The following is a 1,425-nucleotide window of genomic DNA, read 5'->3' as shown; positions in this document are numbered from 1 at the left end:
TGTTGTCCAGGTCCGTTCGGGCTCTCTCGCTGCCGGGTTTCCCTATTAGGTGCTTGAGCGTGTGCAGGGCGGCTATGGAGGCTGCGGCCTCGTACTGTTCGGCAGCGTCGGCGACTGCCTCCTCCAGAGCTTCCAGCCGGTCTCGGTTTGCCCGTCTGGCCGTACTGATACAGGTGCGATACACGGTCCGGGCAGGCAGCGCGGGGGCGGGGAGAGGGCGCATCAGTAGCGTTCCTCCACAGCCGGGCCGAGGCCTCCCTGCCTGTCTCGTACGGATATGAGCGCGAGCACGATGGCTTTGGCTTCACCGCCGAGCTGTCCGTCGAAGCGGTCGAGCACTGCTTCGTAGGAGAGGTTTTCGCGCACCGCCTTCTTCAGGTAGCGGTGGTAGCCGGAGTCGGTGACCTCCAGGCCGAACACCTCATGGGTGAGGGTGCCGACGTTCTCTCCGAACGTCTCGATGATGGGCCGCTCCGCGACCAGCTGATCCTCGTATCGCTGCAGCTTCCACACGCACGATGCCGGTACTTCTTGGAGCACGACAGGTGAGTGGGTGGCAACGATGGCGAGCCCGTTGCGCTCACTCAGCAGGTCGGACAGGGCCCGGATGAAGGCGGCCAGGAGCGGCGGGTGCAGATGCGATTCGGGTTCGTCGATGACGACGAGGGTTCGTTCTGTGACGTGCTCGACGAGCCTGGTCAAGGTCAACAGGACTGCTTTGTGCCCCGAGCTGAGGGAAGCGAACAGGCGGCGGGCCTTGCGGCGTCTGCTGTCGGCGCTTTGCGTTCCGAGGAAGTCCGCCAGCCAGTGCTCTGTGATGAAGCCGCTGCCGGCGTACTGGAGGGTTCGTAGGGCTTTGGCCCAGCGTTCAGCTCGTACACCGGTGAGGCAGGCTTCCACGCTCTCGGTGAAGTCACCCGTGAGCTGCTTGGGGGTCTTGATCCGCGGGGTTCGGCGGGTGCTGTTGGGGATCTTCAATCCCACGTATGCGTAGGTTTCGATCGCTACGTGCTCGTGGTGGATGAAAGGGAACTCGTCGAAGGCGCTGAAGGTGACGCTCACCAGGTTCGAGAAGGCGTCGCGGCCGTCGCTGTCCGTTTCGATGATGCGGCCAACCTGCTGCGTGCCGGCTTCCTGGTGAACGATGCAGCGCGTCAGGCTGTTCAGGAGGAACGACTTGCCGACACTGTTCCGGCCGATGAGCACGTGGATGTTCGTCGGCGGCAGCGACTCCGGTTTGACTCCGAACGACAGCACCACAGGTTTGCCGCCGCTTCCCTCTGGCACTGGCGCTTCATAGGCCACCCGGAAGCCCCGCACTCGTTCACCGCTGCCCTGGGCGATACGACGGAACTGCCGCTCAACCGCGGCCCCTTTCAGGAACCGCATCAAGGACTGCTCCGTCACCGCTTCCTGTTTGGCCCG

Annotated in this window: 1 protein-coding gene; it reads right to left on the bottom strand. The window is 64.1% G+C overall.

What is annotated here, in order from left to right; genetic code table 11:
• Positions 1 to 222: 222 nt before the first annotated feature.
• Positions 223 to 1,425: AAA family ATPase (locus ACZ5CR_RS45165; RefSeq protein ID WP_468869452.1), on the bottom strand; the 1,203-nt coding region annotated here is incomplete at its 5' end.

The sequence above is a fragment of the Streptomyces sp. NPDC031274 genome (assembly GCF_055570235.1).
Note: the sequence above shows the minus strand (reverse complement) of the source record. Positions and strands in the feature narration are given on the sequence as shown.